The sequence below is a fragment of the Vreelandella neptunia genome, assembly GCF_034479615.1.
GTDB lineage: Bacteria > Pseudomonadota > Gammaproteobacteria > Pseudomonadales > Halomonadaceae > Vreelandella > Vreelandella neptunia.
The window spans coordinates 889,757-914,218 of sequence record NZ_CP140255.1 but is presented as its reverse complement, the minus strand read 5'-3'; the positions used below and the strand labels follow the sequence as shown (position 1 = coordinate 914,218).

General features: G+C 52.9%; 19 protein-coding genes. 11 read left to right on the top strand and 8 right to left on the bottom strand.

The genetic code is table 11. The annotated features are described in order from the left end of the window. Positions 1 to 27 precede the first annotated feature (27 nt). The 3 genes from SR894_RS04205 to SR894_RS04195 are packed head-to-tail and all read right to left on the bottom strand — an operon-like array spanning position 28 to position 3,587. Positions 28 to 756, bottom strand: a complete 729-nt coding sequence (locus SR894_RS04205; RefSeq protein WP_088700839.1) for an FCD domain-containing protein — start codon at positions 754 to 756, stop codon at positions 28 to 30. Positions 757 to 774: 18 nt separating this feature from the next. Continuing rightward, on the bottom strand, positions 775 to 2,580 hold the full coding sequence (locus SR894_RS04200) for a glycoside hydrolase family 2 protein (protein ID WP_133732945.1): 1,806 nt from the start codon (positions 2,578 to 2,580) through the stop codon (positions 775 to 777). A gap of 23 nt (positions 2,581 to 2,603) precedes the next feature. Continuing rightward, on the bottom strand, positions 2,604 to 3,587 hold the full coding sequence (locus tag SR894_RS04195; RefSeq protein ID WP_133732946.1) for a TRAP transporter substrate-binding protein: 984 nt from the start codon (positions 3,585 to 3,587) through the stop codon (positions 2,604 to 2,606). Between the two features lie 226 nt (positions 3,588 to 3,813). On the opposite strand from SR894_RS04195, the gene SR894_RS04190 reads away from it, so the two are divergent. The 4 genes from SR894_RS04190 to uxaC all read left to right on the top strand — a co-directional run bounded on the left by SR894_RS04190 (position 3,814) and on the right by uxaC (position 9,559). Next, the gene (locus SR894_RS04190; RefSeq protein WP_133732947.1) at positions 3,814 to 4,338 is read left to right on the top strand and encodes a TRAP transporter small permease; all 525 of its coding nucleotides are present in this window, start codon (positions 3,814 to 3,816) and stop codon (positions 4,336 to 4,338) included. Between the two features lies 1 nt (position 4,339). After that, entirely contained in the window at positions 4,340 to 5,638 is a 1,299-nt protein-coding gene (locus SR894_RS04185; protein ID WP_133732948.1) for a TRAP transporter large permease, read from the top strand. A gap of 61 nt (positions 5,639 to 5,699) precedes the next feature. Further along, positions 5,700 to 8,075 (top strand): glycoside hydrolase family 31 protein, encoded by a 2,376-nt coding sequence (locus SR894_RS04180; RefSeq protein WP_133732949.1) that lies wholly within the window; start codon positions 5,700 to 5,702, stop codon positions 8,073 to 8,075. 74 nt (positions 8,076 to 8,149) lie between these two features. After that, positions 8,150 to 9,559 (top strand): glucuronate isomerase, encoded by a 1,410-nt coding sequence (gene uxaC, locus SR894_RS04175; protein ID WP_133732950.1) that lies wholly within the window; start codon positions 8,150 to 8,152, stop codon positions 9,557 to 9,559. A 73-nt stretch (positions 9,560 to 9,632) separates the two neighbouring features. On the opposite strand, the gene SR894_RS04170 is transcribed toward uxaC, so the two are convergent. After that, the gene (locus tag SR894_RS04170; protein WP_133732951.1) at positions 9,633 to 11,291 is read right to left on the bottom strand and encodes a multidrug ABC transporter permease/ATP-binding protein; all 1,659 of its coding nucleotides are present in this window, start codon (positions 11,289 to 11,291) and stop codon (positions 9,633 to 9,635) included. Positions 11,292 to 11,343: 52 nt separating this feature from the next. Then, positions 11,344 to 13,344 carry a Fe(3+)-hydroxamate ABC transporter permease FhuB gene (gene fhuB / locus SR894_RS04165; protein WP_133732952.1) on the bottom strand — a complete coding sequence of 667 codons (2,001 nt, stop codon included), beginning with the start codon at positions 13,342 to 13,344 and terminating at the stop codon, positions 11,344 to 11,346. A gap of 187 nt (positions 13,345 to 13,531) precedes the next feature. Here fhuB and SR894_RS04160 point away from each other — a divergent pair, with 187 nt between their 5' ends. Genes SR894_RS04160 through SR894_RS04145 form a run of 4 tightly spaced genes read left to right on the top strand, consistent with a single transcriptional unit; the run spans position 13,532 to position 16,120 of the window. Further along, positions 13,532 to 14,488, top strand: coding sequence for a siderophore-interacting protein (locus SR894_RS04160; protein WP_133732953.1), 957 nt, complete (start codon positions 13,532 to 13,534; stop codon positions 14,486 to 14,488). Then, positions 14,481 to 15,116 (top strand): cytochrome b, encoded by a 636-nt coding sequence (locus SR894_RS04155; RefSeq protein ID WP_133732954.1) that lies wholly within the window; start codon positions 14,481 to 14,483, stop codon positions 15,114 to 15,116. The genes SR894_RS04160 and SR894_RS04155 overlap by 8 nt, the downstream gene beginning before the upstream one ends. Before the next feature lie 32 nt (positions 15,117 to 15,148). After that, positions 15,149 to 15,658 (top strand): Rpn family recombination-promoting nuclease/putative transposase, encoded by a 510-nt coding sequence (locus tag SR894_RS04150; protein ID WP_208862713.1) that lies wholly within the window; start codon positions 15,149 to 15,151, stop codon positions 15,656 to 15,658. A gap of 33 nt (positions 15,659 to 15,691) precedes the next feature. Continuing rightward, positions 15,692 to 16,120 (top strand): RpnC/YadD family protein, encoded by a 429-nt coding sequence (locus tag SR894_RS04145; protein ID WP_208862714.1) that lies wholly within the window; start codon positions 15,692 to 15,694, stop codon positions 16,118 to 16,120. A gap of 39 nt (positions 16,121 to 16,159) precedes the next feature. Here the strand turns inward: SR894_RS04145 and SR894_RS04140 are convergent, their stop codons facing one another. Next, positions 16,160 to 17,824, bottom strand: a complete 1,665-nt coding sequence (locus SR894_RS04140; RefSeq protein ID WP_223287853.1) for a cyclic peptide export ABC transporter — start codon at positions 17,822 to 17,824, stop codon at positions 16,160 to 16,162. A 174-nt stretch (positions 17,825 to 17,998) separates the two neighbouring features. On the opposite strand from SR894_RS04140, the gene SR894_RS04135 reads away from it, so the two are divergent. Further along, positions 17,999 to 19,291 carry a lysine N(6)-hydroxylase/L-ornithine N(5)-oxygenase family protein gene (locus SR894_RS04135; RefSeq protein ID WP_133732956.1) on the top strand — a complete coding sequence of 431 codons (1,293 nt, stop codon included), beginning with the start codon at positions 17,999 to 18,001 and terminating at the stop codon, positions 19,289 to 19,291. A 174-nt stretch (positions 19,292 to 19,465) separates the two neighbouring features. Then, positions 19,466 to 20,323 carry a formyltransferase family protein gene (locus tag SR894_RS04130; RefSeq protein ID WP_133732957.1) on the top strand — a complete coding sequence of 286 codons (858 nt, stop codon included), beginning with the start codon at positions 19,466 to 19,468 and terminating at the stop codon, positions 20,321 to 20,323. On the opposite strand, the gene SR894_RS22930 is transcribed toward SR894_RS04130, so the two are convergent. Then, positions 20,289 to 20,660: a condensation domain-containing protein gene (locus tag SR894_RS22930; protein WP_208862715.1), complete on the bottom strand. Its 372-nt coding sequence runs from the start codon at positions 20,658 to 20,660 to the stop codon at positions 20,289 to 20,291. The two genes, SR894_RS04130 and SR894_RS22930, sit on opposite strands and share 35 nt — an antisense overlap. A gap of 392 nt (positions 20,661 to 21,052) precedes the next feature. Between SR894_RS22930 and SR894_RS04125 the strand changes: the two genes are divergently transcribed. Continuing rightward, complete coding sequence (locus SR894_RS04125; RefSeq protein ID WP_166650419.1) at positions 21,053 to 22,045, top strand: ABC transporter substrate-binding protein; 993 nt, start codon at positions 21,053 to 21,055, stop codon at positions 22,043 to 22,045. Between the two features lie 135 nt (positions 22,046 to 22,180). Here the strand turns inward: SR894_RS04125 and SR894_RS04120 are convergent, their stop codons facing one another. Further along, positions 22,181 to 24,382: a TonB-dependent siderophore receptor gene (locus tag SR894_RS04120; RefSeq protein WP_133732959.1), complete on the bottom strand. Its 2,202-nt coding sequence runs from the start codon at positions 24,380 to 24,382 to the stop codon at positions 22,181 to 22,183. Between the last annotated feature and the right edge of the window lie 80 nt (positions 24,383 to 24,462).

Below are 24,462 nucleotides of genomic sequence, written 5' to 3'. Positions count from 1 at the left end.
TATTATTAGTGTTAAATAATGCTCTTATTAAATCGTGCTCTTGTTAAACAGATAACCGTCAAAATTCGGATCTTCCACGTCGGAAAGCTCCATTAGGGTGTCTCGGACGTTATCTAAATGAGTCCACATCGCCTTACGCGCCCCTTCGGCATCTTTTAGCTGCAGTGCAGAGAGAATATCCTGATGATCCTTTAGCCATTTTTCCCGGTAGTTGGTATCAAATATCCGCTCATGCAGCCTGGCCCACATCAAGCTTTGGTCTCTTTTGGCCCACAGTTCAGAAACCATATCGACCAGCACACTGTTTTGCGTCGCCTCTGCTATTAGGCGATGGAATAGCTCATCACTGGAGTAGTCGTTATTCTTCTCTTCAATGCCCTTACGCTCCATATCAAGCGCTTCTCGCATACGTACAATATCGTTTTTGGTGACTGATACCGCGGCAAAGCCGGCGATGCTGCTTTCCAACAGCTGCCTTGCCTGTAGCAGTTCAAACGGTCCTATATCATCCACAACAGGCTGTGCTACCGAGCGACTGTCGGAAAGCAAATAGATGCCAGACCCTTTCCTCACTTCAACCAGCTCTTCAATTTCAAGCATGAGTATGGCTTCGCGCGCTGCGGATCTGCCCACGTTCAAAGCCTCTGAAATCTGACGCTCAGTCATAATACGATCGCCGACTTTATACCCTTTCTGCTGAATCAAAATCTTTAAGTCGCGAGCCAGCTCTTGGTAACGCCGTAAACCTTTATGCATTAGATTTCATTTCCATTTTTAATCTTTTATAGAGTGGTAAAAAGAAGCTAGAATATTAAATGCTTCTTTTTTTGTAGATTTATCAGCAGCAATCAACCCTTTCCGGTTGAACCCTCTCTGAAAGATATTTTGTCTTCGCTCAACTCTAAAATCGTATAAAATCCAAGGCGACATGCCTTTGATGTACGCTAATTTTTGCAGCGTATCGATCTGTCGCCGGTACACATCCGCCATATATTTTTCGCTGAACAGGCCTTCAGACGGGCCTTGAGATGAGTTATCGCCATCCGCCCCTGTTTCAGAAATGACGACGGGACGATCAGGGTCGGAATTTTTTCCGATGGCGTACAGGTCGTCGAAGTTTTCATCGTACCAACCGTAATACTCATTAATGCCTATAACATCTAAATGGTCGACTAACCGATCCTCAATTTTCAATTTTGCATGGTTAATCAGACACGCTGCAGCGACTAAGCGCGTGGGGTCGTTTAGGCGTGCAGTTTCAGCCAGGTCACGCATAAAAGAGAGACGGCTATCCGTATCTGGATTCTCGTTGCCAATCGACCAAATGATAACGCTAGCTCTATTGCGGTCACGCTTTATTAACTCAATGAGTTGGTTTTTAGCATCTTTAAGTGTGTTGTGATTATCAAAGTCAATGGCCCAGTAAACGGGAATTTCTTGCCACAGTAAAAAGCCCATCTCATCAGCTAGTTCAGCTGCGCGTTCATGATGGGGGTAGTGCGCGAGGCGAAGAAAATTACACCCGAGCTCTTTCGCATGTGCGAGCCGTCTGCGAATGTCTTCATCGGACGTCACTTTCCCAAGGATGTCATCGTCTTCATGGACAGAAATGCCACGTAGCCATATAGGCTCACCGTTTAGGAGAATATCGACCCCTTGGCGAACGATGGAGCGGAAGCCGACATTGTCAGTAATACGGTCTTCGCCAGCAGTCAGCACCACTTTATACAGGCGTGGGTTTTCAGGCGACCATCGCTCTGGTTCTGCTGCTATTCGGCAGGTGCCTTTGCCATGTTCAATGCTAATCTTTTGAGCAATGCCTAATTCAGGTATTTCAAGATGAGCATGGTGAATGCTGGGGCCATCAACAGCGCTATCAACAACTACATCAACCTCTATCGCCCTTCCATCCTGAGAAAGGCGAATGAACATATCGCGAATGAATTCTCTGGGTAAGCTAAATAGCTCGACCTCGCGGTAAACGCCACCGTAATTAAACCAGTCTGTATTGCGCATCGGTACGCGATCCAGCGTACGAGTATTATTGACACAGAGCATCAGCCAATTGGTTTCTTCGGCAAGATCATCCGTCAACTCAACGTAGAAGGGAGTCGAGCCGCCATAGTGATTGCCTAGGAATTTTCCGTTAAGAAATACTTTACAGTCGTACTGAGCCGCACCGACCCTAAGGATGTAGCGTTGGCCTGATTCAGCGGCGCTACCCTTTTTTTTGACCAGTTTTTTGGTGTACCACGCACTGCCCTCAAAGAAGTACCATTTTTCCTTTAACATGGCCCAGTTTGAGGGCACCGGGATGGACTCACCCATAAATGGGTCGTAGTCCCAGGGTTCAACTCGATCGACAGGGTTGGCCGGCTGCATTTCATACCATTTTTGACGCAGACCTGTATCAAGCAAATCCACGCAAAAATTCCAACTGCCGTTAAGCGACGTCGACGTGCGGCCTTTCGTGAACACCATTGTTGTGTGGTTCAGATTTTGCAGATTGAACGGCACGTCATATTTTTCGTCATGTAACGACGTTAGGGCATTCTCAGCCAAGGATGATCGCTCTAGCATCTCCCACCTCCCCTGCAGCGGTTTTAGTTAGCCTCTGCCTTGATTCGGCTGATTAGGTCGGCCAACTCAGCAGATTGGTTGGCCACTTCATCGTGCATAGGCATGACCGCTTCAATAAAGGGTGCTTTATCTACTTCATTAATCTCAACCCCCATCTCAGTCTCAGCGGTTTCCAATGCCGCCATTGCCGCTTTGTTCCAGGACTCGGAATGGAACGCCTGAGCTTCTGATGCTGCTTGTCTCATCGCCTCTTGCTGATCCTCCGACATACGATCCCAGGCGCAGCTGGAGATGACTACCACGGAAGGAATGATGGTATGTTCATTAAGCGAGAAATTGCTTACGACCTCGCCATGACGCGCGTTCGTCAGGGCCGTTGGGTTATTCTCTGCCATCTCGACCACCCCTTGCTGCAGCGCGCTGTAGAGCTCACCCCAATCAATGGGGGTCGGGCTACCTCCCAGCAACTCTACCATTCTGATAGCGGATGGGCTCGGCTGCACACGCACTTTCAGGCCCTCCAGGTCTGCCGGCGAGTGAATAGCGCGATCGCCATAAAAGGAGCGGGCCCCCTCAGTCAAAAAGGCAACCCCTATGAACCCTTTATCACGTGACGCGTTAAGGATATCTTGGCCAATATCTCCGTTAATGACCCTTTCAAAATGCTCTTCGCTTTCAAAAATGAAAGGTAAATTCATGGCGCTATACATTGGCTCAAACGCTTCCAGTTCGGCGGTATTGCTGCGCGCCATATCCAATGTACAGTTTTGCACTAACTCCATGGATTCACGCTGCGAGCCAAGTTGAGCATTGGCGTAGATACGGATATCCAGTTCACCATCAGTGAGCTCTGAAAGACGCTCGCTCATGTACTGCATGCTGACATGAGTAGGATGGTCTTCAGGATTATTGTGGTTCAACCGAAGTGTCTGGGCTTGAGCTGAGGCCGCTGACACGAACAGCGCCGCACTGATTAGAGCCGTATGTCGCAAGGCTTTTGTTGTCATCAGTTGTTTCTCCTGCTTGTTGTTGTGTTTGTTGTCGTGAAAGCCGACTGTCATCGAGGCACTCACTTTCTAGGTTACAGATGCAAGATGGCTTACCGACCATACCATGTCAACCAATAAAACAAATTGGTTGACATCTTTTAGAGTAGAAGCGACTCTCTGCATAATGACTAGGAAGTAAGGAGCTAGTCACCTATACACAAAAATAAAACCAGAGGTCTTACGTATGAAACGCACAATGGACTATGTGCTTGGCACGTCTGTGTTTTTAATACTGTTGATCATCGTCGTCAGTGTGACGTGGCAGGTGTTATCCCGATACGTACTAGGTACACCAAGCACAGTAACAAGTGAAATCGCTCGCTTGTTGTTCATGTGGTTAGCGCTACTTGGAGGTGCTTACACCTTTGGCCAAGCTCGGCATCTCGCCATCGATATATTGCCCCTTGCCTTAAACGGCCGCTCACGTCAGTTACTAAATACACTCATATTGTTAATCGTGGCTGGCTTTGCCTTCTTTGTCATGGTTTGGGGCGGTTGGCAAATGGTTTCCCGAACGCTGGCATCAGGCCAAATCACACCCACCTTGAGGCTCCCCATGGGCTATGTATATGGCCCAATTCCGGTCTCGGGACTGATCATCATTTTTTACTGTTTTATCTTTTTAGGGCGGGTTTGGCTTAACCCCAAGTCGGAGGGCGGCTTCACTATCGATCCGCAACAAGCACCTGCTCCACAAGAGAGAGATTAATATGAATATAACCGTCCTGGTGCTTTTTGGGTCGTTCGCGCTTTTAATGGTCTTAGGCATCCCCATTGCGTTCGCGATTGGTGTATCTGCGACACTCACCTTCCTGTTATTCATGAGCGTCGACCAATCCCTCAGCATAGTTGCCCAGCAAATTGCTTCGGGGCTTGATAGCTTTACGTTAATCGCCATCCCCTTCTTCATTTTGGCTGGCAACATCATGAATAGAGGCGGCATCGCACTTCGTCTAATCGATTTAGCGAAAGTGCTTGCCGGAAGACTCCCTGGCTCGCTTGCCCACGTCAATATCATTTCCAATATGCTGTTCGGCGCTTTATCCGGCTCAGCCGTTGCGTCGGCCGCAGCCGTTGGGGGCGTGATGGCGCCCATCCAGAAGCGTGAGGGTTATGATCCTGCTTTTTCGACAGCCGTTAACGTCACCTCTTGTCCTACGGGCCTGTTGATTCCCCCCAGCACAACACTCATTGTTTACTCGCTGATTACTGGCGGCACGTCGATAGCCGCGCTTTTTTTGGCAGGTTATCTCCCCGGCATCATCATGGGCTTATCACTGATGGTTGTGGCAGGGATTATCTCTAAAAGAAAGGGCTACCCCGTCGCGGAAAAACCCTCCCTTGCTGAAGTTAAATCAGCAGTACGCCAGGCGATATTGCCTTTAGGCCTTATTGTGGTGGTAATTGGCGGGATTATTAGTGGCGTCTTTACGGCGACCGAAGCCTCAGCGATCGCAGTTGCTTATTCACTGCTCCTGTCTTTATGTTGGTATAGAGAAATAGGGGTAACGGATCTTCCTAAGATCTTTATCGACTCGGTTGTCACAACGTCCATCGTATTATTTTTAATCGGCTGTTCTATTGCCATGTCCCGCGCCATGGCATTCGGCGACATACCTTTAACGATCTCTTCTTTTATGATCGGCATATCCGATAATCCGATTATCATTCTACTGTGCATTACCGTAGTACTGTTGGTGATTGGTACCTTTATGGACATGACACCGGCACTGCTTATCTTCACCCCTATCCTTATGCCAGTGATGCAGGATCTCGGTATAGACCCGGTTCACTTCGGCATTATCATGACGATCAATCTCTGCGTCGGTATTTGTACCCCGCCAGTAGGCTCAGCACTGTTTGTCGGCTGCTCCATCAGTGGCGTGAGTATTGGTCAAGTGATGAAACCCATCCTGCCATTCTATTTAGTCTTGATAGCCATTGTTCTGCTGGTGACCTTCGTTCCACAAATCAGCTTATTTTTGCCCCAGCTTATTTTAGGTTATTAACGAGTTGGTTCCAGGTGATGACCACCGTTAAATCCTGAATTCAGGAATCAAAGGATAAACAATGAAAACCTTAAAAAACTGGCGCCTGGAGCACTACGACGACACCACAATACAACTGAGAGTGCAGGGTAAACATTTAATCTGTATCAACATTCTAGACAACCAGTTATTCCGCGTGCGGCTGCTAAAAGATGGCGTATGGCGTCTTAACCGCTCTTGGACGGTAAACCCGGATGGCAACACCTTACCAAAGGGCCGCTCACGTGATTCGCTGACGGGGTTCAGTTGTCCCCAGTACAAGCTTGGGTGGTCGGATGGCCAGCTGCAGATCGAGACAGATGCCTTACGGCTCACCGTCTCTCAGCCGCTGCATTTTAGGTGGGAAGCCTTCGTGGATGAGGGCTGGAAGTATTTAACTGAAGACAGACCCACCGGCGCTTATATGCTGGGCGTTAAGAACCATGCCCACGCCCACTATTTACGTCGGCACCCCGATGAGCGGGTTTATGGCTTGGGCGAAAAAGCCGGGCTGTTGGAGCGGACGGGGCGGCGTTTTGAGATGCGCAGCTTAGACGCCATGGGATATGACGCAGAGCGCACCGACCCACTGTATAAACACCTGCCGTTCACCCTGACCCAAACCGCGTCCACCGGTAATTTTAGTATCTTCTACGACACTTTAAACACCTGTGTGTTGAACATAGGGCAGGAGCTTGATAACTACCACGCCCCTTATCGCTCCTTTACCGCCGATGATGGCGACCTGGATTACTATTTCCGCTGGTCTCCACAGCTTCTAGACCTGGTGAAGAGCCAGTTGGAATTAACCGGCGGGATGGCATTTCCGCCGCGCTGGTCGCTGGGCTATTCAGGGTCAACCATGGCCTATACCGATGCACCCGACGCTCAGGATCAGCTCATCGGTTTTTTGCGCAAGCTGGAGAACGAGGCCATCCCCTGCGACAGCTTTCATCTTTCTTCGGGTTACACCTCCATTGAAGATAAGCGTTATGTATTTCATTGGAATAACGACAAGGTGCCTGATCCAACCGCGTTGACGAAAGCATTTAATGATTCTGGGGTGCGATTGATCGCCAACATCAAACCCTGCCTGTTAAGGAACCACCCGCGCTACGCAGAAGTGGCAAACAATAAATTATTTATCCAAGACAGTGAATCTGACACGCCGGAGCTTTCCAGCTTCTGGGACGATGAAGGTTCTCACCTTGATTTCACCAACCCTGATACGCTCAGCTGGTGGAAAGAGAGCGTCACTCAACAACTGCTGAACCTCGGCATCACTTCCACCTGGAATGATAACAACGAATTTGAAGTGTGGGATCATGGCGCTCGCTGCGTTGGTTTTGGTGAAGAGATCGAAGTGGGGTTGATACGGCCCTTGCACTCGCTGTTGATGGTTCATGCTTCATGGGAGGCACAGTCACAACATGTGCCTCAACATCGCCCCTACGTGGTGACCCGGTCAGGCTGTGCGGGCCTGCAACAGTTTGCCCAGACCTGGACGGGAGACAACAAAACCAGTTGGGAGAGCCTGCGTTGGAATATCCGCATGGGGCTGGGCCTGTCGCTTTCGGGTATCTACAACATTGGGCATGATGTCGGCGGGTTTGCTGGCCCCCAGCCTGGCCCGGAGCTTTTACTCCGCTGGGTTCAGAACGGCATATTTCATCCCCGGTTCTCCATTCACAGTTGGAACAACGATGGCTCTGTGACCGAGCCTTGGACGCACCCCAGCGCTGCCGAAGGCATCCGAGCCGCTATCCAATTCCGCTACCGCTTGCTGCCTTATTTTTATACCTGCCTTTGGCAGGCAGTCACCAACCACGAACCCATGCTAAGGCCCACCTTTCTCGACCATGAGAATGACGCACAGACCTATGCAGACACCGACGACTTCCTTCTAGGGAGAGATCTACTCGTGGCGTCTGTGGTTGAGCAAGGTGCAGATAAGCGGCGTATCTATCTGCCCGACAACCATGCAGGCTGGTGGGACTACTGGACAGGCCAACTGCATCCCCCTGGAACCTGGTTCGAGAAGCCGGTTACATTGGCGGATATGCCGCTGTTTGTTAAGGCGGGATCAATACTGCCGCTTGCTAATGAAGCCATGAAAGCAACGCCGGAGGCGCAAGTTGGCCGAACGTTGGCACTGTTTCCACAGCCTGGATCGTTTTCCTGCACCTCACTGATTTACGATGATGACGGCGAGTCCAAAGATGGCCCGCACTGCATCACTACTCTGCTGCTTACCGGCAATGAGCATAGTTTGGGGCTGCAAATCAGCCATACTGGCGATATGCCTGTGCCTTTTTCACAGCTCAATATAGTGCTACCTGCAGGAGAAAACCGCCCCTTGAACTACGGTGGTCGCGTCATAGAGCATGGCGGGCTCATCACCGTGGGAGAAGCGTCGTGAGCAGTGATAACACATTACTTTGGCGCTTTTGCACGAGCCGCTATTGCTGAAACGTTAAACCAGAAGGCTTTTCTATGAATAACTACCTACACACTGATTTCTTGCTGGATACAGAAACAGCTCGTCGCCTCTACCATGATGTGGCCGCGGACTTGCCGATTATTGACTACCACAACCATCTTCCGCCCGAAGAAGTAGCTAACAACCGCAGCTGGGACAACCTGGGCGACCTATGGCTGAGTCATGACCACTACAAATGGCGTGTCATGCGCTGGGCGGGCGTCCCTGAATCTCACATTACAGGTAGCGCGACAGACAAAGAGAAGTTTCAGGCGTTTGCCCAGATTCTGCCTAAGGCAATTGGCAACCCCATGCACCACTGGAGCCATCTCGAACTGTGGCGCTACTTTGGTGATGAGGGCAAATTGATCAACGGCGATACCGCAGATGAGATTTGGCAAAGCACGCAAGCAATGCTGAGCCAGCCTGAGTTCCGCGCCCAGGGCTTGCTAAAGAAAATGAAGGTCGAACTCATTGGCACCACCGATGACCCGCTCGACAGCCTTGAGCACCACCAAGCGTTTGCTGCCTCGCCACACAAAGACGGGCTTACCATGGTGCCTACGTTTCGCCCGGATCGCGCGCTGGCCATCGAAGGTTCGGGATTCAGCACCTACCTTGAAAAACTCGAGACCTTGACCGGACAGCCCATCAGTACCTTCGAGCATCTGGTAAGCGCACTCACGGATCGCCTGGAGTACTTCATTGCCAACGGCTGCCGTGCTGCCGACCACGGTATTGGGCAGCTAGAGAAGGCCGATGAGCTAAGCGCTAGCCAGCTTGATGCCATTTTGAAAAAAGGCCGCCAGGGCAAAGCTTTAGAGACAAAGGAAGCAGAGAGCTTCCGTATGGCCGTATTGGTAGAGCTTGGCCGTGCGTACGCGCGAGCTGACCTGGTGATGCAACTTCACATAGGGCCACTACGTAATAACAGTACGCAAATATTAACGGCGGCTGGCAGCGACTCAGGTGCTGATTCCATTCAAGATAAGCCCATCGCCGAGCCGTTAAACAAATTGCTGGATCGCATGGATAGCACCAATGAGCTGCCGCGCACCATTCTTTATGCGCTGGATCCCAGTAAAAACCCCATCATCGTCACCACGGCGGGTAACTTTCAAAGCGGTGGCATAGCAGGCAAGGTACAGGCGGGGACTGCATGGTGGTTCAATGACCAACTTGACGGCATGGAAAACCAGATGAACCACCTGGCGCAAATGGGCCTGTTGTCCACCTTCACCGGCATGCTAACGGACAGTCGCTCCTTCTTGTCCTTTCCCCGGCATGAGTATTTCAGAAGGCTGCTTTGCCGCATCGTCGGGCGTTGGGTTACTGATGGACTGGCGCCGAATGATCACAAACTGCTTGATGAGATCATTGCGGATATCTGTTACCACAATGCCCGCCGCTGGTTCATTGAATGAAGGCCTAGGGTGGCGGTTGTGAAGGTGTTTCCTGGCTTCCAAAATATATCTGGCCTAACCCTAGCACCTTCATTTACCCACTCACCCTTGCCACCGCATCGCGGCTGGCAGCTTCTCGCTGTTCGCCGGTGAGCTCTACCAACTGCCCCTGGCGCATTTCCAGCAGCCGGTCGGCCTGGTCGAAGTAGTGGTCGTCGTGGCTGATCACCACCAGCGTCTTACCCAGCGCCCGCAACTGGGGCAACAGCTCGCGGTAAAAGACCCGGCGGAACTGCGGGTCTTGGTCGGCGGCCCACTCGTCTAGCAGCAATAGGTCGCGCTGTTCAGCGACCGCTAATAGCATCGCCAAGCGCTTTCGCTGGCCCTGGGAGAGGTTGACGTTGGTGATGCGATCGCCGTCGAAGTCGAGCTTACTGCGCATGCCCAGTGCGGCAAGCCACTCCTCCATCAGCGCGGGGTCGGGTGACTCGCCCGCAGGGCCCATCAAACGGTCAAAGAGATGCAGGTCGGTGTAAATGGCCGAGAAGTGCTGGCGATAGCGTGTCCAGTCCTCCTCCTGCAGCGGCCTGCCATCGACTCGGACACATCCACTTTGGGGTTGGTAAAGCCCGGTTAGCAGTCTCGCCAAGGTCGATTTCCCGCTGCCGTTACCGCCGATCAGAAATACCACTTCGCCACGCTTCAAGGTCAGGTCGATAGGGCCGATAGCAAAGCCCGGCCGGGATTCCTCATCCGGGTAGCGATAGCTGACCTGCTCCAGAGTTAGCTCTTGCCAGTCGTGGCGCAGCGCAGAGTGGCCGAACGCCTCGCGGTGCTCGGCCAGGTCTAAACTGCTGATCTTTTCGAACGCCACTCGGGCGTTAATCAAGGTCGGAAAGGCGCCAATGGCCTGCATAAGCGGCGCCCGCAGAAACAGCAGTGTGAGTGAGAAAGTCGTAGCTACCTGCACCGACGCCCAGCCCAGGCCGTTGGCCAAAAAGAACGCGACGCCGATGGCCCCGAGCATCATGATGTTGAACCAGTTCACCGCGCTGAGATGGTAGGTATCACCAAGAATAAAATGACGCCGACACTCCTTTGCATTAGGCGTATAGACATCGCGATACAGCCATTCGGCGCGGTCACGGTTGAGCGCCAGCTCTTTACGCCCTTCGATCACCGACTGATAATCCGCGTAGAGACGATCCTGTATGTCGCGCAGCTTGGCCATATGCCCATAGACCCGGGCCACCAAGCGTATGCCAATTAAAATAGTCACGATCACCCAAAGCGCGGTGACGCCCAGCATGGCAGGCGAAAGCCACGCCAGGTAAAGGGTAGCGCCTACCGTCAGCACCCCACCCTGCACCAGTTCCGGCAAGCGTATAAACGCAACGGTCACTGAACTCACATCGGTGGAGAGACTCGCCAACAAACGCGCACTGCCAATCTGCTCGGCGCGTTCGATATTGGTATCCAGAATTCGCTTGATCAACTGCCCCCGCAGCCGATAGACGAAATGGTGGCCCAACGTGGTCAGCGCCAACTGTGATGTCAGGGTAATGACCAGTAGCAGCGCTATCAGACCCAGGAACTCGGGCAGGATGCGCCAGGGGTCGGTGAAGGAGCCCAGCAGCCGTTGATTGATAAAGGCGATAACACCAATGCCCAAGCCAGCGCTTGTCAGGCTAAGCAGTACCACGGCCACAAACGGCCAGCGATAATCACGCCATACAATCCTCAACAGCTCCATGACCACAACTCCCCGGCATTCTGTTTTCTTTAACAGCTAAAAGCGCTGGTGATTACAAACGCCGCAGCCCCCACATAAAGTAGGCACCGCCAATCAGTGAAGCGACCAAGCCCGCCGGAATTTCATAGGGGAAAATAATCTGGCGCCCCACCCAGTCCGCCAGCACCATCAATAGCATGCCGATCAACGCAGCACCCAGCAGATGCTGCCCCGCCCGGGAGAAGCCGACCAGTCGCGCCATATGCGGCGCCAGCAGGCCAATAAACGAAAGCGGCCCCACCACCAGGGTGGCGCAAGCGGTTAATAGCGCCACCAGTAGCAGCAACGCCAAACGGGCACGGTTGAGCGTTACCCCAAGCGCCTTGGCCGTTGGTGCGCCTAAGGGCAAGATATCCAGCCAGCGGGTGAAGGGCAGCGTGACCAGCGCCAGCACGGCGGCAATCCCCCCGACCACCACCGCATTGGTGATATCCACGTAATACGTAGAGCCCGCCAGCCAAGCGATCACCTGCTGGCCACGAGGGTCGCCGCCCGCCAGCATCACGCTGCGCACTGCATCAAACAGCGCACTGACCGCCACCCCGGTGAGCAGCAAGCGCTCGGGGAGATAACCGCTCTTGCGGTTGATACCCACCAACACCAGCAGCGTCGCGAAAGCCCCCAGGGTACCCACGCCAATCAGCATCATATTGGTGGGCGCAGGCAGCAGGAAAATTCCTAGAATCAGCGCAATGGCACAGCCACCGCTGATACCCAGAACTTCGGGGCTGGCCATGGGATTGGCAGAAAGCCGCTGGAGTATCGTCCCGGCAATCGCCAGCATCAACCCGCTGGCGGCGGCCGCCATCACCCGGGGCATGCGCCACTGCATCACATTCCAGTTATCCGGCGACAGCAAGTACCAGCCATCGACACCTTGGCCAACGAGCAGCCCAAGCAGCGTGGCGCCTAGTAGCGCGAGGACTAAACCGGTGGCCAAACGGGAAGGCGCCGGGTGACGGCGAGCGAAAACACCCGCCCCTTTCGGCGGCTGGTCGCCCTGCAGTTTCAGGCGTGGAATCAGCCACATTAACAGCGGCGCCCCCAGGGCACCGGTAATCGCCCCGGTAGGAATAAAGGCCGCCACCATGCCACCGAACTGCTGCAGCAGCAGATCCGTGGTCGCCAGCAGCACGGCCCCCAACAGCGTCGACCAGATTAGCCGCGGCCCTAAGCGACGCGCACCGGCCATGCGCACGATATTGGGCGCTGCCAAGCCGATAAAACCGATGATGCCCACCACGCTGACAATGCTGCCGGTAATAAACACCGCCAGCCCCATCCCCGCAAAGCGCAGATAAGTCAGCGAGACCCCTAAGCTCTTGGCGCTGGCATCATCCAGCTCCAGCACCGCCAAGGGGCGCAGCAAAAACCACGCGGCCACACAGCTAATCGCCAACCGAGGCCAGAGGATCGCAACGCCGTCCCAGCCGTTTTGCGCCAGCGAACCGGCACCCCATATCAGCAACCCTGAGAGCGCCTCGTGGTTGAATAGCAGCAGCGCCGTAGACAGCGCCCCCAGGTATAGATTGACCACCAGGCCCGCAAGCACCACCACGATCGGCGCCAGCCCGCGCCGCCAGGAGAGCAGAAACACTAATCCAACCGCTAGCGCACCGCCCAATAAGGCGACCCATTCGCGCCCGGCGACAAGCAGCCCCGGCGCTAGCAAGGTGGCGGTCATCAGCGCCAGGTTAGCGCCCGATGCCACCCCCAAGGTGGTGGGCGAGGCCAGCGGGTTGCGCAGCACCTGCTGCATAAGCACGCCTGCCAACCCCAAGCCGCCCCCGGCTAGCAGCGCGATCGAAAGGCGCGGCCACCACGCGTAGTAAAGCAACAGCTCGTCAACGTTCTCAAAAGAGGGGGCCACTAATGCCTGCAATCCCAGAGTAAAACCGCCTTGGCTCTCTAGGCCCACCCAAAACAGCACCACCATCGGCAGGCTAAGTAATAGGCAGGCTTTAGCAGGCGACATTCCCCCCATTCTTTGGGTAAATTGCGCGGCGCCTAACATAGCGAGCACCCTTTTGTGATAACCGGACAGTTCGCCAAAAGAGACGTGGTAGGCAGCAGCGTCATTTTCTTAGCCTTACTATTTATGCAAACGAGTTTATGGAAATTAGCGATTGAATAACTAACAACGATTCTAAATGATAATAATTAGCACTACAATTGACTCCTTATATAAAGGAGACATCACAATGGCAGCTAAACCGAGCTATCAGCTTTTCGATATCACCCTCGCCCGGCGCACCCAAGTCAGCGCCTCATTAGTCAGGTTCACTTTTACTGGCCCAGAGGTCAGCCAAATGGCGACCTACGCACCGGATCAGCGCGTCAAGCTGTTCTTCCCCGAAGGCGGTGGCAGTCTCGACCCGCTGTTTGAGATTGCCAAGCTGGAAGAGCACGACTGGTACGGCGCCTACCGCGCACTGCCGGATGCTCAAAGGCCCTCAGCGCGCACCTACACTATCCGCGCCCTACGCCCGGAGCAGTCTGAGGTGGACGTTGAATTTGTACTCCACGGCGACAATGGCCCCGCCTCGCGCTGGGCAATGCACGCTCGTCCCGGTGACCGCCTTGCCATGACAGCCCCCGCCGCTAACGCAGAAGGTACGAAATTGGGCTATGAGTGGAAACCGCCCCAAGGCGTACGCCGTATTCTGATCATCGCCGATGAAACCGCCCTCCCCGCCGCCGCAGGTATTCTGGAAACCCTTGATGATTTGCCGCTCAAACCCAAGGTCGAAGCGCTGTTCGAAGTGCCTCGCCACGACGATGTTCAGCCGCTACCCCAGAACGCCAAATTGCGCTGGCTGGCCCGTGACGCTGAACCCGGCTGCCAACACGGTGAGCTGCTGATGAGGGCACTGCGCGATATCGAGTTACATACGGAAATTCAAGCGCTAGGCGGCACGCCTGCTAACGCTACTACCAGCGCCACGACTAACGCCACGACCAATGACGAAAGCGACGATGAGGACGGCCCACTCTGGGAACCCGCCACCCTGGATGACAGTGCGCCCTTCTACGCCTGGATCGCCGCTGAAACCAAGGTCGCCATGAAGCTGCGTCGCTATTTGGTCAACGAGTGTGGGCTCCCCAAGCAGTACGTTACCAGCATGGGCTACTGGCGCCTGGGCAAGGCCAATGGTTAAAGGAACAGCAAACAACACGGCGTTAAACAGTGATCTCACAAGCAAGCCAGCTCAAACGCCTATTGGCTGGCGAGACAGCCCCAACGGCTATGGGCGGGTCAGCCGTACACTTCACTGGTTGACCGCCGCGCTGGTCACGCTGCAATTTACCGTGTTGCTGGCCTGGAGAGGAATGGGCGAAAACGCTATCACGCTGTTCTTGGCGAGCATCGGGCCTCACGGCTCATTAGGATTTATGATTCTGATCGTGACGCTGGCGCGCCTTGGCTGGGCATGGATAAATCGCAAACAACGCCCACCCTACACGCCAGGGCTAGGTGGGCGCTTGGCGCGCTTTGTCCATATCACCTTTTATGGGCTACTAATGTGGTTGCCCGCTTTCGCTATTTTGCGCCAGTACGGCCGCGGCGGGGCGCTACGCTTTTATGGCATGGAGCTGCTGCCCGAAGCGGAACGCGATATCACCTGGATGATCGCCCCAGCCGAGCTTCTTCACGGCCCGCTCTCGTGGCTGCTAGGTGGATTAGTCATCGGCCACATCATGATGGCGCTGATTCACCGCTTCTGGCTCAAAGACCGGGTACTGGCGCGTATGTGGGGGGAAGTGGCAGGCAAAAATTTGGATTAGAATTCTTAGGTAGTAAAACGACAGGAAACCTCATGGCTAACCACTACGACACTGGCTACAAAGAACTCTTCAGCTACCCCGAGTTTGTCCAACAGCTCATTGAAGGCTTTACACCCCCAGGCATTGCCGAGCTGATGGATTTCACAACGTTGCAGCTACACAGCGGTAATTACATTACCCCGCTGTTTGAAGATAAATTTGAAGACTTGGTCTGGTCAGTGCAAGTGAATTGGCAAGGCGCTACCCAAGAAGTCTATCTTTACCTGCTACTCGAGTTTCAATCTACAATCGATCACGCCATGCCGATTCGGCTCATGCACTACGTCGCCTGCTTCTACGATCACCTATTGAAAAATAACGCCACCTCCGCCAGCCAAGGGCTACCGCCGGTATTTCCCATCGTGCTGTATAATGGTTCGCGACGCTGGCAGGCCAAGCAAGATATTTACGACATGGTGCAGCCCGAGCCTCCTGCTTTCTTACAGCCCTACCAGCCACATTTACGCTATTATTTAATAGACGAAGGCGCCTACACTGATTAGGAATTAGCCCAGCGCCACAGTGCTTTAAGCGGTGTGTTTGGAATTGAAAAAGCCTCGATCGACCACACCTCGCTACAACAGGCAGTAAACAGGATCGTCAGCATTATCCAGAACGGCCCAAACAAAGAGCGGATTGATAAAATTCTAACCCGTTGGCTCAAACGCCACCTGCAACGGTTGAATGCAGACATCAATCTGGATCAGTTACATAGCTTAGTGGAGGACAGAGATATGTTGGCAGAAAACATAGAAAACTGGCGCCAAAAAGAACGGCAGGAAGGGCGGCAAGAAGGACGTTTGGAGGAAGCCCGCGATATGGTGCGCACGCAACTCACCTTTAAATTTGGTGAGGTACCCGAGTGGGTGGAAACGGCGCTTGCACAAGCCGACCATGATCAGTTGAAAAACTGGATGCGAGAGTTGCTGTTCGCCACTAGCCTGGACGACATGTTTAAGCGATAGCAGTCATGTAATAGCGCAGCATATAGCTGCGCGCGATTGCTAGGACGTCACACTTGCCTCCACCGCCTCACTAGTCGGCTGCTCACCATCCATCGGCTCTGTCGCCAACAGCTTGCCGCTCTCCAGCCGCACCAACCGATCCGCGAGGTGGAAATAGCAGTCATCGTGGGTGATCACCAGCACCGCTTTACCCATGCGTTTTAGCTCGGGCAACACCTCGCAGTAAAACACCTCTTTGAATAACGGATCCTGATCCGCCGCCCACTCGTCAAACACCAAGAAGGGCCGATCCTCAAGGTAGGACACCACCAGCGCCAGACGCTTACGCTGGCCCTGGGAGAGTGCTTGGGTGGTGAACGCACCGTTTTCAACCCGCACCTTGTGCTGCAGGTGCAACTTGGCCAGCAGGCGATTACCCTCCTCGTCCAGGCCATCACGCGGTGCCTCTAACAGGCGCTCAAAGAGATGGAAGTCTGAGAACACCACCGAGAAAAGCTGCCGGTAGGCATCCCAGCCATCCGCTTCCACCCGCTCGCCATTGAGCAATACCTCGCCACCTTCCGGCGGGTAAAGCCCCACCACTACTTTGGCCAGCGTGGTCTTACCGCTACCGTTGCCCCCCACCAGAAACACCACTTCCCCCGGCGTAAAGCTCAGATTAATCGGCCCCAGCTCAAAGAAGTCATCGCTCTGCTCGTGGTAGTACTGATGGGTGACTTCGCGCAACTCAAGATGCTGCAAAGCAGGCATCTGGGTAGTCTGGGTAGTCGCTTGTCTCTCCTGCCCCTGGGGCATCTCTCGTGCGATGTCATCAATTCGGCTAGCGGCTACCCGCGCCATATTGATTCGCGGAATATTGATCAGCAAGCCTTCAAGGGGGGTCACCATAAATACAAACACCAGGGCAAAACCGGTCATTACCTGGGTTTGATTAGGCCCATCGCCCGCCAACACAAACAGCACCAGACCGATAAAGGCGTACATCAGGAACTGCCCCCAACTGGTCGAGATCACGAACAGCGACATGCCATAGGTACGCAGCCGCCGCACGCCTTCAACCGACTCCCCCAGTATCTGATCCATAAAGACCCGGCTCTTGCGTTGGTGTAGCCGCAACTCTTTTGCACCATCGGTCAGCGCGCGGAAATGTCCAAACAGACGATCCTGCTCGGATGAAGCGGACTGTAGGTAATGAATAGCGCGTAAGTGCACCAGGTGGTAGCCGACAGCGCCCAGCCCAATCACCCCAAGTGCAAATAAAAACAACTGCCATGAAAGCATTGCCAGGTAGCCCAAGCACCCCACCACGATGACCGTATTGGTCAAAATCACCGGCAAGCTAACGAACAGCACCGCCACGTTGTTGCTGTGCTCGGTGAGTGCTGACTGGATCCGCGCACTGCCCACACGCTCGAACTGAGCAAAGGAGGTCTCGGCCACACACTGGGCGACAAAACTGCGTAACTCGGCCAGAGCACGCTGCCCCAACCGCTCAAACAGCGCCGCCGACACCATCCGACAGACCATTAGGGCCACGGCGATACCCGCGAAGGCCCAGGCAGCATTGGCGCGGCTGGCGGAGTCGCTGGTTAACGCCGCATTAATTTGGGCAATCAGCAGCACGCTGAAAAGCCCCGAGAGAATGCTGGCCAGCGCAGCAGCGGTCATCAACCCGCGAGTTCGACGAAACAGATAGGAAAGCACATTCACCTCGTTGGAAAGCGACACCTATCCATACAGACGAACCGCTCACGCAAAAAGTTAAGCAATTTTTATGTAAACAAGCCTTATTCTCATTCGTCCTTAGATAAGGAAGCCAGTAACGCCGCCCCTCCGGCGGAGTGATTTTTTATTGGCTCGTCAGCCACGAGGACTCTTATGCATATTCACGACTTGATCGGCATCGGCTTCGGCCCCTCCAATATTGCCCTGGCCATTGCGCTCGACGAACAGCGCCAGGCAGGGCGAGCGAAGGATGCCTTGTTTATTGAGCGTCAGCCCTACTTTGCCTGGCACCCGCATATGTTGCTGGAAAATGCCCATATGCAGATTTCTTTCCTCAAAGATCTGGTCACGCCGCGTAACCCTGGGAGCCGTTTCAGCTTCCTCAATTATCTTCACAGCAAAGGCCGCTTGCAGGACTTTATCAACCTGCAGACCTTCTTCCCCAGCCGTCATGAGTTCAATGATTACCTAAGCTGGACTGCCAGCCACTTTGAACACCAGTGCACCTATGGAGAGGATGTGTTTGAAGTGCTGCCCGAAACTGATAACGACGAGGTCGCCTACCTCCGCGTGCGTTCACGGGATGAGAGTGGCGCGGTGCAGGAAAGGCTCACCCGTTCATTGGTAATCAGCGTGGGGGGTGCGCCCAATGTGCCTGAATGCTTCGCCGGGCTAAAAGACGACCCACGGGTCTTCCACTCCAGCCACTATCTGAGAGAGCTGGCGAAGCAAGACGCCCCCAAACGCATCGCCGTGATCGGTGCCGGCCAGAGCGCCGCTGAGATATTCCTTGACCTGCATGGCCGTGAAGGCATTCAGGTGGATCTGATTAGCCGGGCATGGGCCTTTAAACCCTCCGACGATAGCCCCTTCGTCAACGAGATTTTCAACCCCGAATACACCGACTACGTGTTCAACAACCCCACCGGCCAGCGGGAAGCACTGCTGCAGGAGTACAAAAGCACCAACTACTCAGCCCCTGACTTGGCGTTGATTCAGGAGATTTACGATGTGTTCTATCAGCAAAAAGTAACCGGCCAGGCCCGCCACCGCTTCCGTCGCCGCCATGAGGTTATCGGCAGTGAAGCAGGCCCTGAAGGCGTTGAGCTAAACGTGCGTGATTTAGAGACTGGTCATACGGATATCACCCGCTACGACGCAGTAGTGTTAGCCACCGGCTATGTACGCGACACCCATAAACAGCTACTGGCCCCCGTCGCGGACTACCTGCCTGAGTTTGCTGTCAATCGCCACTATCAGCTTTACACCAAGCCTGAGTTCAAACCGGCTATTTTCCTGCAAGGCAGCTGCGAGCCCACCCATGGTTTAAGCGATACCCTGCTGTCGATTTTGGCGGCACGAACAAGCGAGATATGCGATGCATTAGATCATGCAGCAGCTTTTTATGCCCCTTCACCCTGCAAGGAGGCAGCTACTACACCTTAGTTTTCACCAACTCACTTTCATAAATCGTAGCAGTGGTCAGGCCACCTCTTGGCCACTGGACTTAGCAACTAGATGCCGTTCTTCAATACGTTCTCGGTTAGAGCACAGGCGTTGAAGCAGCATGACTGATGCACCTTAAGACCACCATCTACTATTAAAAAGCATGGGTAAAACATGTCTAAATTAAAACTAGCTTATATCCTGTCACTGAGAAATGCTGCAGCCGATAAAGCTGGGCAATACATTGAGTATAAGGGGGAGAAACAGTACATGATGTCCCCTCTTGAGTATCTGGTGACATCTCTCAACGAGACTCCGCTAGGCGATGCCTACTCTCTGGAAACAGTGATTTATGATGACGATGAAGGCTCAATAAAAGACCAAGAGAAGCTCAAAGACTATGGTTTCTGTCGTCATCCTGGAAGGCCATGGATATTGCCACAAGAGCTCTTAGTGTCGGGGCGCCACATTGACGACCTCTTTTGCTCTATACCATCCACTTACCGACGCTTACCAAGCGACTCACCCGATAGACTCCCTGCGAAGTCGACGTTTGAAAAAAGCTTGCTAGAGAAGTTAGTGGCAATCGAAGCAGACGTCGTCGTCCTTGACGGACTATTAGTTATTCTAGACGAGCTCATCCGCCCCCAGAGTCCTTTTTATCGCAAGATCGTCAATATCCATCCCGGTATTACGCGCCAAGACTCTCCCTATCAAAGACGAGGTGCCTCGGCAACACTTGATGCACTGTACGGGGCTCAAGGAAAAAAAGTTATCAACTGGCAGACAATGGAGACCGAAAGCACTCCTGCTATCAACAAGACCGGCGCCTCACTCCACTTTGTCGACAGCGGAATTGATTCTGGCGAAGTCATCTACGATCTATTAGAAACTCATATCGAACCCGATGACTCCATCATTGAATTACGGTGGAGAAACTTCAATAAAAGCCTCTTTCCCACGCTTCACGAGGGGCTGGAAACTCTAAAAAACAACATCACAGCTTCTCAGCATGCTGAATTAATTGAATAGCCGCAGCGCTAACCCAGGCAACGACACTTTTGCCCCCCCCCTCGCCGAGGTCGTCTACTGACATCACTACCGGGTAGTTAGTGCGACCTCGATTGCCCAATGCCTTCCCAGCTATGAGCGGCGTGCCCCCCTCTTGTTGAGGTGAACTATATCGATAATTCAGCAAGCTCGTGAATAGCGGGGCTCCCCCAGGCAAAGCACTGCAACGCTGGGCTAGACCTAGATTGACATGCTCGTGGTGCAGCAGTTCGGCCAACTCGTTATGAGTTTCGCTTAAGCCATCGGCCACACTTTTAGTACCCAGCCTGATGCGGATAGGTAACGTATTAATAAACATACCCAATGCCCGTTCGGCGCCCTCAATACCTTGCCTGCGCTACGAAGTATCGGAATGGCAGCGGTTTGGGTGACTCGCCTTTTCGTCCTTGCTGGATGAGGACAATCTCGTCCACTAGCAGATCAAGTGTGGTGTAATCCAGCATCAGGTGGTGGCTGGGCAGCTGCAGCAGCCAACGCCCGCAAGCAAGAAGCCACTGTGCCAAAATATTCTGTCGACCCGACGCCCTGATGCTTACTCAACGTTGACATCAGGGCAGAGCTATTCATAATATGAAAATAATAATTATTTACACAAAATACAGAGTATTTGTGAGCTGACCATACTCTGACGTATTTAGTTATTTAACACTCAGCATAACGCCGATTTATATGAAAAACACAGGCATAATCGTGAAATATCAAAATGGTACTTTTTATCGTTCTATACGCCATAAAAGAATTGCTTTGTCAGCGACGTTGCTAATCGGTTTGTTGATTAGCAATCTTTTGATGGCCAGCGATGAAAACAGCGAAGTCCCCTTGGCAACGTTTGACTTCGCAATTGCTGAAACACTCAACGCAATTGGACATCCACCTATGTTTCTAGCAGGGCTCAAGGGCTACGAGACGTACTCACGTCAAAGTGACGTTATCCCCAATACGACCAACCTAGGTTATCGTCACTTACCTAATCTTGAATTACTTGCAGGCCATCCACCAGAAAATATCCTGATTTCACCACCTGCTCATACTAGTTTATTACCAAGACTCAGCGAAATTGCTGATGTTAAAGAATATCTCCTGTATAACTTTTCTAAAAGCGATGACGCACTGAACCACTGGGAAGTGGTGGAAGAGTTAACTCGACAGCTTGGCACTCTCGTCAATGACTCTGCCGCATCGGAGCAGTACATTGAGAAAACCAACAACCATTTTGACGATTTAAAAAGGAAACTCAACAACACAGACCCTTCTTTATTAATAGTGCAATTAATGGATGAACGCCATGCTCGTGTTTTTGGCAAGGGAAGTGTTGAGGGCATGGTGTTAAATCGCCTTGGTCTTCAGAACGCTTGGCAGGGAGATTTAGGCCAATGGGGAATGACCACGGTTAGCGCAACATCTCTGTTTAGCATCAATACTAAAATGATATTTCTTGAAACGCCCTACGACCCACCTGGGGGCCAGAGAAAACTACTCACTGATGGTCAATGGAGACACTTACCAAGCGTGAGAGAAGGCAACTATAAGATTATTCCTACTAACTACTGGTCTTGGGGAGGACTACCTGCCGCCCAGCAATTCGCAGACAGTCTAGCAAACCAGCTCATCGGCAACGAAGTCGACGCACAAGTTGCATATTCCGTTCAAAACCATCACGAAGAAAATGCTGATATTCACTAAGACTCCAGCACCCACAGAATCATGGGCTCTAAAGACCGTTGTCACGACTTTATGCTCCTGACAACGGTTGTGATCACTGCTTCTCTAACAAGGTTCGATGCCCCGTCAGCTTCAGGGCTCCCTCTCAATCATGGCTTACCATTTATACGAAACGGTACCAATAACGGAGCGCTCACTACCCCAGTAGCACCTTCCAGCGTTATTACATTCTGCGATGTAGTCTTTGCCCAAAAGATTACGAGCATTCACGCTCGCACGCCAATTTGGATTGAACTGATACCCTAGCGTCATATCCACCAATGTTGTCGACTCGGTTTTTACGGTACCATAGGTGCTTTCAGGGTACCCATAAGAACTGCCGAGATAGCGAACTCCCAATCCCGTCTCCAGACCATCCAACAAGCTATCCCCATGGAACTGATAATTCGCCCATACAGCTCCTTGGTGGCGTGGGATCGACACCATCTGTTTGCCTTCCACATAGGAGCCCGCGTCTTCGGTTATTCTAGCATCTGTATAGGCATAGGAAGCACTGACGCTGAGATTATCCGTCACATCCCCTCGGGCTTCCAATTCCACGCCTTTTGACTCGGTTTCACCTATTTGCCGAGCAACACCTCCATCGGAATATGTGACATCATTCTCTTTCTGCAGCTCATAGTAAGCCAGAGTGTACATTACATCATGGTTTTCAGGTTCATACTTAAAGCCCGCTTCAACCTGCTGACCGGTAATGGGTTCGAAAGGTGAGTTCGACTCACTCTGTACCTGCTGCACAGGAACGAAAGAAGTGGCATAACTCATATAGGGCGACACGCCATTATCGAATTGGTACATCACTCCAGCTTGCCAAGTAAATTCCCGGTCGGTCACTTCAAAACTTCCATCGCGGTTGACACGATCATCTATTTGGCTTTCTGCCCAGTCATAACGCCCCCCTAACATTCCGATCCAACCATCTCTCTTGGCCTGAATTTGTGAATATACCCCGGCCAGATCTTGCTTCAGTTCTGCATCGGTTGCCCTGGTTGACGTCTTTGGTGGGCTTGTCCACTCTGGATCAAAAATGTCGATCATCACGAACTCGTCCGGGCGTTGGCTGATAAACTGCTGAGCATCGTATGAACTCCTATCATAGCCAGCCCCAAACAGAACCGTATTCTCCCAGCCGCCTGCATCAAAATGGCCCACGAGTTGGTTATCGATTGACGCCATATAGGTGTTATCGTCACGGTCTCGTCCATAGGCAGCCAAAAAGCTGTCATAGCCATCACCAGCGGCCCCTGCAAAGCCGGCAGGAGGGAAGGACCACCAGATTTCTTTGCGTATTGTACTCGCACTCAGATAGCGGGCATTCTGGCGGAAAGACCATTGCTCATTGAACAAGTGCTCATACTCATAACCGGCCGACCAGAATTCCCGATCGAATACGTCCCAGTCTGGATGCCCCAGTGAGTGGCTGGTATCCAGCTGCCCATTGGGGTGCTTCAGCAGGGTGCCCGCGGCAGGAAGCCCCGTCTGGAGCTCCGTATCATCCTTCTGATATTGGGCAAGTAGCGTCAGTGTATCGCGATCCGATAGATCAAAGGCAATAGAAGGTGCTAGGTAAATGCGATCGTCCGAGACATTGTCAGTCTGAGTATCGGCATCGCGCACCAGAACCACCATCCTCCCCCGAACCGAGCCATCGTCGGTCAATGGGCCAGACACGTCCATGGAGGCCTGTCGGCGGTCATGGGAACCATACGACAGATTGACCTCTCCTTGTGGGGTATCCGTGGGTCGCTTGCTGACTAGATTCACCAAGCCTCCGGGGACATTCTCCCCATACAGTACCGAAGTCGGCCCCTTGATCACCTCGACCCGCTCCAGCCCGTATGGCTCCGCCGAAGTGGTGTAAGCATTGGGCTGTACCCTCAGGCCATCGCGATAAGTACCGTAACCATAATCGCGCGCATTGACGCCGCGGATACGAAAGATATCGCCAGCCAAGGCATCATGAACGCCATAGGAGACGGGAGAGACGCCCGGTATATACATCAGGATGTCAGATAGAGTCTGCGCCCCCTGATCCTCAATCATGTTACGGGTGACCGAGGAAACGGATCGAGGGGTCTCAGATATAGGAGTATCGGTCTTGGTACCCGTCATACTCCGATTCGCTCGGTATCCGGCATCGGGCCCAAGGGGGCCTTCCCTTTCTGCCGTGACCAGAATCTCGTTCAGTTCGGTGGCCTGCTCCTCTTCCTCAGCAACCGCATGACCCGATGTCGCGGTTACCAAGGCAACAACCAAGCTTCCCCGGCAGACCAACACACATTTTTCTTTATAGTTCATAACTACTTTCCCATTGAATGACAAAATTCAAAAGCATTACGATAAAACTCAATCTAAATGATAATTATTTTTATATAAAA